The organism is Photobacterium carnosum (assembly GCF_021236965.1).
Classification (GTDB): Bacteria; Pseudomonadota; Gammaproteobacteria; order Enterobacterales; family Vibrionaceae; genus Photobacterium; species Photobacterium carnosum.
Genome location: NZ_WMDN01000007.1, coordinates 176,064 through 183,252 on the forward strand (window position 1 = coordinate 176,064; position 7,189 = coordinate 183,252).

General features: G+C 39.7%; 7 protein-coding genes. 6 read left to right on the forward strand and 1 reads right to left on the reverse strand.

Features of this window, described 5'->3' with window-relative positions:
• Positions 1–151 precede the first annotated feature (151 nt).
• Both dnaK and dnaJ read left to right on the forward strand, forming a co-directional pair.
• A complete protein-coding gene (gene dnaK, locus GLP24_RS09315; protein WP_232615910.1) occupies positions 152–2,068 on the forward strand; it encodes a molecular chaperone DnaK in 1,917 nt (638 codons plus the stop codon).
• Between the two features lie 100 nt (positions 2,069–2,168).
• Entirely contained in the window at positions 2,169–3,308 is a 1,140-nt protein-coding gene (gene dnaJ / locus GLP24_RS09320; protein WP_232603213.1) for a molecular chaperone DnaJ, read from the forward strand.
• 278 nt (positions 3,309–3,586) lie between these two features.
• Here dnaJ and GLP24_RS09325 read toward each other — a convergent pair whose 3' ends face one another.
• A complete protein-coding gene (locus GLP24_RS09325; protein ID WP_269154981.1) occupies positions 3,587–3,982 on the reverse strand; it encodes a type IV pilin protein in 396 nt (131 codons plus the stop codon).
• A gap of 134 nt (positions 3,983–4,116) precedes the next feature.
• Here GLP24_RS09325 and GLP24_RS09330 point away from each other — a divergent pair, with 134 nt between their 5' ends.
• From GLP24_RS09330 to GLP24_RS09345, 4 genes are read left to right on the forward strand one after another with little or no spacing between them, the layout of a single operon-like run.
• Positions 4,117–4,668: a GspH/FimT family pseudopilin gene (locus GLP24_RS09330; RefSeq protein WP_232615911.1), complete on the forward strand. Its 552-nt coding sequence runs from the start codon at positions 4,117–4,119 to the stop codon at positions 4,666–4,668.
• On the forward strand, positions 4,655–5,251 hold the full coding sequence (locus GLP24_RS09335) for a PilW family protein (RefSeq protein ID WP_232576019.1): 597 nt from the start codon (positions 4,655–4,657) through the stop codon (positions 5,249–5,251). Before GLP24_RS09330 ends, GLP24_RS09335 begins: the two co-directional genes overlap by 14 nt.
• Positions 5,251–6,612, forward strand: a complete 1,362-nt coding sequence (locus GLP24_RS09340) for a hypothetical protein (RefSeq protein WP_232615912.1) — start codon at positions 5,251–5,253, stop codon at positions 6,610–6,612. Before GLP24_RS09335 ends, GLP24_RS09340 begins: the two co-directional genes overlap by 1 nt.
• Positions 6,602–7,033 carry a type IV pilus modification PilV family protein gene (locus GLP24_RS09345; protein WP_232615913.1) on the forward strand — a complete coding sequence of 144 codons (432 nt, stop codon included), beginning with the start codon at positions 6,602–6,604 and terminating at the stop codon, positions 7,031–7,033. Before GLP24_RS09340 ends, GLP24_RS09345 begins: the two co-directional genes overlap by 11 nt.
• The last annotated feature ends 156 nt before the right edge of the window (positions 7,034–7,189 follow it).

Here is a 7,189-nt window from a genome sequence, read left to right on the forward strand (position 1 = left end):
TTTGGGATCTCCCCTTGAAAAGTAATCTGGCGGCCTTATTTAGTAGTCATAAGACATTAAATGTATTTGTCACGGGGTTATCCCGAACCGCTAACCCATTTATGATTTTGGGTATAGTTAAGAACATATAACGAATTTCGGAGATTGTCTGATGGGTAAGATCATTGGTATTGACTTAGGTACAACTAACTCTTGTGTAGCTGTATTAGACGGCGGTAAGCCACGTGTAATTGAAAATGCAGAAGGCGAGCGTACAACAGCATCAGTTGTTGCATACACGCAAGATGGCGAAACGCTAGTTGGTCAACCTGCAAAGCGTCAGGCGGTAACAAACCCTGAAAACACATTATTCGCTATCAAGCGTTTAATCGGTCGTCGTTTTGAAGACGAAGAAGTTCAGCGTGATCTTGAAATCATGCCTTACAAAATTGTTAAGGCTGATAACGGTGATGCATGGGTAGAAGCGAAAGGCCAAAAAATGGCTGCTCCTCAAGTATCTGCTGAAATTCTTAAGAAAATGAAGAAAACTGCTGAAGATTTCCTTGGTGAGGAAGTAACTGGCGCAGTTATCACAGTACCTGCATACTTTAACGATGCACAACGTCAAGCAACAAAAGATGCTGGCCGTATCGCAGGTCTAGATGTTAAACGTATCATCAACGAACCAACAGCAGCAGCACTTGCTTACGGTCTTGATAAGAGCGGCGGTGATCATACTATCGCTGTTTACGACCTTGGTGGTGGTACATTTGATATCTCAATCATCGAAATCGATGAAGTTGATGGCGAGAAGACATTTGAAGTTCTAGCAACTAATGGTGATACACACCTAGGTGGTGAAGACTTTGATACACGTCTAATCAACTACTTAGTAGACGAATTCAAAAAAGACCAAGGTATCAACCTTAAGAACGATCCGCTAGCAATGCAGCGTCTAAAAGAAGCAGCAGAAAAAGCGAAAATCGAACTGTCTTCTGCACAGCAAACTGATGTGAACCTACCTTACATCACAGCTGATGCAACGGGTCCTAAGCACATGAACGTTAAAGTGACTCGTGCGAAACTAGAAGCACTAGTTGAAGATCTAGTTCAACGTACTCTTGAGCCACTAAAAGTAGCTATTGCAGATGCTGGTCTTTCTGTTAGCGACATCAACGACATCATCCTTGTTGGTGGTCAAACTCGTATGCCAATGGTTCAGGCTAAAGTAACTGAATTCTTCGGCAAAGAGCCACGTAAAGACGTTAACCCTGATGAAGCTGTTGCTGTAGGCGCTGCTGTTCAGGCTGGTGTACTTGCTGGTGAAGTTAAAGACGTTCTTCTTCTAGACGTTACTCCATTGTCTCTTGGTATTGAAACCATGGGCGGCGTGATGACTAAACTTATCGAGAAGAATACAACTATCCCAACAAAAGCGAACCAAGTGTTCTCTACTGCTGAAGATAACCAAAACGCGGTAACTATCCACGTTATTCAAGGTGAGCGTAAGCAAGCGAGCTTCAACAAGTCTCTTGGTCAGTTCAACCTAGAAGGTATTCAAGCTGCACCACGTGGTATGCCTCAAATCGAAGTAACTTTCGACCTTGATGCCGATGGTATCCTAAACGTTTCAGCAAAAGATAAGACTACTGGTAAAGAGCAGAAGATCACTATCCAAGCGTCTGGCGGCCTAAGCGATGCTGACATCGAGAAGATGGTTCAGGAAGCTGAAGCTAACAAAGAAACTGATAAGAAGTTTGAAGAGCTAGTAACTGCTCGTAACCAAGCTGACCAACTTGTTCACGGTACTCGTAAGCAAATTGAAGAAGCTGGTGATGCACTTCCTGCTGATGAGAAAGCAAAAATCGAAGCTGCTATTGCTGAACTAGAAGAAGCACGTAAAGGCGAAGATAAAGAAGCAATCGACGCGAAAGTTCAAGCGCTTGTTGCTGCATCTCAAAAGCTAATGGAAGTTGCTCAACAAAAAGCGCAAGCACAACAAGCTGATAGCGCAACTGGCGAGCAACAAGCTAAGCAAGACGACGATGTTGTTGATGCTGAGTTTGAAGAAGTTAAAGACAACAAATAAGACGTTATTAATATCTATTAATTAACATCTTGTTTAAATTACGGGCGTTTGAGGTTACTCTAACGCCCGTAACTATATCTAGCTAGGTGACAATCAAGTTATGTCGAAACGTGATTTATACGAAGTGTTAAGTGTGGCTCGTGACGCAAGTGAGCGTGACATTAAAAAAGCTTATAAACGCTTAGCAATGAAGTTCCACCCCGACCGTAACCAGGGTGATGCGGAATCTGCTGAGAAATTCAAAGAAGTGAAATACGCTTATGAAATTCTAACAGACGCCCAAAAACGCGCTGCTTACGATCAACACGGCCATGCAGCCTTTGAACAAGGTGGTATGGGCGGTGGCGGCGGCTTCGGCGGCGGTGCAGATTTCAGTGACATCTTTGGTGATGTGTTTGGTGATATTTTTGGTGGTGGCGGTGGTCGTCGTCAACAACGCGCACAGCGTGGATCAGATCTTCGCTACAACATGGAACTAACGTTGGAAGAAGCTGTTCGCGGTTGTTCGAAAGAAATCCGTGTACCCACATTAGTTGGTTGTGATAGCTGTGACGGTTCAGGCGCTAAAAAAGGTTCATCTGCAACAACGTGTAGTACCTGTCATGGTGCTGGACAAGTACAGATGCGTCAGGGTTTCTTTGCGGTTCAGCAAGCTTGTCCACACTGTCATGGTCGTGGTCAAATTATCAAAGATCCATGCAGTAAGTGTCATGGTGAAGGCCGTGTAGAAGAAACTAAAACGCTATCAGTTAAAATTCCTGCGGGTGTTGATACTGGCGATCGTATTCGTTTAACTGGCGAAGGCGAAGCTGGAGAACTCGGTGCACCAGCGGGTGATTTGTATGTTCAAGTTCATGTTAAAGAACACCACATTTTCCAGCGTGAAGGTAATAATCTACATTGTGAAGTGCCTGTAAGTTTCACAATGGCAGCATTAGGTGGTGAAGTTGAAGTACCAACCCTTGATGGTCGTGTAAGCTTAAAAGTACCGGCTGAAATGCAAACGGGCCGTATGTTCCGTATGCGTGGTAAAGGTGTTGATTCTGTTCGTGGTGGTTTACGCGGTGATCTTATCTGTAAATTGGTGGTTGAAACACCAGTACATTTAAGTAAGCGTCAAAAAGAATTACTGCAAGAACTGGAAGAAACGTTTAGTGGCAAAGATGCGAGTAAGCACAAGCCAAAATCTGAAGGTTTCTTCAACGGTGTGAAAAAGTTTTTCGACGATTTAACCAACTAATCAGTTGTAAAAAAGAATAAATAAAAACCGCTATTAGTGAATGCTAGTAGCGGTTTTTTTGTGGCTCAATATCGTCATTCCCTACAGTGAATGTCATCAAGGGCGATAGGGAATCTAGCTTTTTAAATATGACCACTTAATTAATGGAATAAGTAGAACTAAGCCCCTCATCATAAAGGAAATAATGTGGGTTATTATCCGTCATCTCGGAAGAGAGGTACGAGCTATCCGTGATCTACTTATCACGCGTTTGAGCACAAAAGAAGTCAGTGAAAATATTACCAACAACGCTCAGGCAAGCCTTTACTCGTTTGATTTAGCTTTAGCTCAGAGCACTCATCTGATTCTTGTACTATTTTTGGTGTTGCTGTAATGGTGTATGTTGCGTCAGACGCACTAATATTATAGCTATAGCGTTCTCCATTTGCGCAATTACCGCAAAGGTCAGTTTCAATTTCAGTATGGGTATGATCATTAAAATCTGAATAAGCCTTTCCCCCTGTACGTTTATCTTCCATAGCCAGTTGGATCATAATCATATCCCCCATAGCCTGAGTACGATGCCCCTTCAATACATGCGATTGATATGAAGGGTAAGCAATGGCTGTTAATACTCCAATGACTGCTACTACAATCAACATTTCGATCAGCGTCACGCCTTTTTGTTTAATCATCTTCCGTAATCTCTTAAATATTCGAGTTGCCTCGATAACTGGTTGATATCCTTATTCTGCTATTTTGCGGTGGTGATAAACTCTGAAGCAAGTTGTTCTTAGGGATCAGAATGACGTTAATAGGGATTTGGGGAATGGCTCGAGAAATTATCACGCACTTTCATTACATACATCATAACGGTGACAGTCAGCGGGGATTTACGCTGCTGGAATTGGTGTTCACGGTTGTGATCATGGGCATTGTTATTGCAATGGCAGCCCCGAGTTTTAATGGATTAATTGAATCTAATAAAATTAAACGCTTGGCGACAGAAATAGAGTGGTTATTGGTGCAAGCTAAATCAGAAGCGGTGATGCGTGGGGCGGAGGTTTATGTTAAAAGCACTGCGCCAAATATGTCTCCTCGATCGGCAGTTTCATGGGACATAACATCATCATTAAAGGCTGGAACTCCCGTTTTCTCAACAATAAAATCAACTTCTTTTAGTAAAATATCAATAACTAATAGCTCGCATTTAAAACAGTTCTATTTTGATCCTATTTACGGTAAACCAAGTGCTAATGGTAGTTATCGTTATAGCATTGGTGACTATAAATTAAAAACAACGGTTTATACTATTACTGGGCGTATTTATACCTGCTTAGAAGCTGGTTCTGAAAAGTTGGGTACTTATGAAGAGTGCTAATCAAGGTTTTAGCTTAATTGAATTACTCATAGCCTCATCAGTGGGTTTAATTGCCATTGGTGTTGTGGGATCTGTTTTTTTATCCGGTTATCAAGCTGCAAATAAGCGATCCTTAGAATTGTTGCTTCAACAAGATGTCAACGATGCTTTTCGACTAATTAAAGAAGATGTACTGCGAGCAGGGTATGTGTCGAGTGGTGCTTCAAGTTTGATAATTTCAGGGGCAAGTAATGTTGTCTATGTAAATCCTGATAATAACTGCTTATCTTACGCTTATGATGCTCCTGATGGGCGTCGATATAATGAAGTAATGTATAACAAAAAAGATAAAAAATTAGTTTATCGCGTATCTTCGGCAGTAAAAACGATAGCAAATGTATGCTCTTTATCTACAGATCGATCTTATTCGTTAATTTATGATAAGCAGATCTCTGTAAATCAATTTAAAATTGAAAATACACCAATAAGTTCAGCCAGTGCGACCAGTCAATTAATTAAAATAACGCTTGCTGCACATTTAAAAAATGATGATTCAGTAAGTACCGCGAAGTCGATTCAGATTAAAACAAGGAATTGGCAATAATGAATAAACATCAACAGTCAGGGATGACGACATTATTAATTACTAGCATGTTATTAATAGTGGCGTTGTTATTTTCATTAGCTTCATATAAGAATTTATTCTATCAGATTAAGCGCACTCAAAATGAAGTCTTAGCGAGACAAGCGCATTGGGCTGCTGAAGGTGGGCTAGAGTGTGGGTTTGTAGAACTAAAGCAAAAAAATATACGTCCTACAGATCCTACCTTTAGTAAAAAATGCACTGTATTAGCTCCAATATCAGAGCTTAGCATTGGTTATTCTCCATTAACTATTGATCAACCAGAGTATGAATTAATTAGTCATTATTCTAATGCAGTAATAAAGCATGATGTTTCTAAGTCGATTAATTATGGTGGTGTGGGGATTTCAAGTACCTTAGAAACGAGTGCATCAGTCGAATTAACGGGATCTCAGCATTTTGTTCCAAATAAAACAAATAGTATTGCTGCTGATGGTAAGTATAAGTGTCGCTCTATTATTTCAGGAGGAACGGTAACATTTACTGCATCTGAAAGCGGCGGAGATGAGCATTTTTTTACTTTGGATTATGATGGCAAAGGACATGCAAGTGGTCCAGCTGTCTCATATCCTGGTTATTCTTCAGGAGTTGTACCATTTATTTGTAATAATAATTATAAATCCAATTACTTTGATGTAAATAAGCCAATAAATAATGCAACAAACGTTAAAGGCGGCGATATTTTAGAGAATCAAACAACGAATATATTTAAAAATATTTTTGGTAAAGAAATTTCTGATGCTGATTCTGTTAAAGAAGAGTTTAGAAAGGATCCATTAGGTATCGTATTAGGAGAGTCACTCAGTGAGAAGACAGCTGATGGCTGGGTTATTAACTGTAGTGATAAAGTTAAAGTTGCTTATAATAATGATATTAGACGTTTTTGGATTAATGGTAGCTGCGCTCTTACAGGAGATATATTAGGTTCTAAGAATTTTGATACTAATGACGAAGCAATTCAATTAGTTATTTTTAATGGTCTATTTACAGTTAATGCTCTTCCTTATATTGATGGGCTTATTTATCAGTATATTGAACCATCTTTTAACATAAGGGATGGTTGGGAAGATTTTTTTGATAGTAATACGTCTATAGGTGTTGGAACAGGTGAGTTACTTAAAGATGATATTATAAATGGTAAACACGATAATATGGCTCTGTATACATATACATCTTTAACTTTAGATGGAGGTATAGGGATCGATGCTCCAAATCGAACCATTAAATTTTTTGGTGCAATAATTCCTGCTTATAATGAAGGGAAATCTGGTAAATATTTAAGTAATTTATCGTGGCAGCAAGGATCTTGGCATGACTTCTAATATCAAAAAAATAACAGGCTTTGGCTTATTAGAAGTAGTGATTGCTCTTGGTGTACTTTCTGTTGGCGTATTGGGTTTGGTTAAGATGCAAGCCTATATGGAAGTAAAAGCAGAAAACGCATTAAAGACTTTAGATGCACTTCATATAGCAGAAGCGCAGATGGAGTTTTATCAAACCCGTGCCAGTAATATCAGTGGTGCTACTGGATTGATTGCTTTTGCGAGTATGGCTGATCCTACATATTGTATGGAAGATATAGCAATGAGTAGCGGATTTTCATTGATATGTGATGTTTCGTCTCCTAAATTGTCAGGAGCATTAAGAACAATAGATGTAAAGGTCGGTTGGGATGATCGCCGTGGTGACTCGCAAGCGGTATCTCTAAAGACTGCTATCTCTAAATACAGTGAATTTGATTAAACAACAGCTATCATCGCTAAAAAGACATAATTTAAACCAAATTAAATCGTTTTGAACAAAAAATGTTCAAACGATTTTTTTTTGTAAAAAAACAATTGTCAGGATCAAAAATCTCCCTATAATGCGACCTCACTGACACGGACAGCGGCGCAAGCA